The organism is Porphyromonas uenonis 60-3, from assembly GCF_000174775.1.
GTDB lineage: Bacteria > Bacteroidota > Bacteroidia > Bacteroidales > Porphyromonadaceae > Porphyromonas > Porphyromonas uenonis_A.
On record NZ_ACLR01000150.1, the window covers coordinates 1 to 1,005 of the forward strand.

At 44.8% G+C, this 1,005-nt stretch carries 1 pseudogene; it reads left to right on the forward strand.

Annotated features, from left to right (window positions below):
• Positions 1-662 precede the first annotated feature (662 nt).
• Positions 663-1,005 (forward strand): annotated as a pseudogene (locus PORUE0001_RS05065) (transporter); the annotation flags it as partial.

Genomic DNA, 1,005 nt, shown 5'->3' on the forward strand with positions numbered 1-1,005 from the left:
TTCAAACAATTATATTGCTGTCCAATAGTGCCCTAAACGTTTTCTATGGGCGAAGGGTGTAAGATAGCTGTCAAGCGGGTCAATCGTCCCCTGACACTTGCTGTCAAAACGTTTAGGACACTATTGGACTGACGCATTATTTAGGATGAGGTCATCGACGACACTATCAAGGAAATTGAGCAATTCCTCAGTGGAAATCGACGAATCTCCACGGAGGAATAAAAAAAATCTTCCGAACTTTGATTTGCTTCTTCCGAAGTTTCATTTCATTCTTCCGAACTTTTATTTCCCGGCTCCGTGGGGAATTTTTATTTGCTCCGTGAAGCTTCCCGATTTGCTCAGGAGAGATTGAAATCAGTCGAGATGCAGGAGTAGCTATAGAGTGGCTCGAGATTGCTTTGTAGTGAGGATTTAGCCATATATTACTCGAAGGTCATCAAAGAAGAGCTGATTATGATGCACCAGCCCTGTCAGCCAACGCCTAATCTCTAACGTCTAATCTCTAGCATCTAATCTCTAACGTCCAATCTCTAGCATCTAATCTCTAACGTCTAATCTCTAATTTTGTACCTTTGCGTTAGTATTGGAGCGTTTAGTTTGGATGATGCGCTCCTACGTTGTATGGCTCCTGTGGAGGAGCCTCACTTTACTAAGATACATGTATGGATAGTCTGCGAGCATTTTTCAACGAGCTCTTCGTCATACCTTCGGTGCCTCAATCGATTATTGTGATCTCACTGGTCTCACTGGTGGGGTTGCTCTTGGCACGCATTCGCATAGCCCGTATCTCTCTCGGGGTGACCTTTGTCTTTTTCGTCGGTATCCTGCTCTCTTACTGGGGTATCACGCTAGAGGCTAGGACGCTAGACTTTGGGATGAACTTCGGGCTGATTCTATTTATCTATGCCCTAGGTCTTCAGGTGGGTCCAGCTTTCTTTCCCTCGCTCAAGAAGGGTGGTATACAAGACAATATAGACTCGCTCCTATTGGTCGTGGTGAATATTG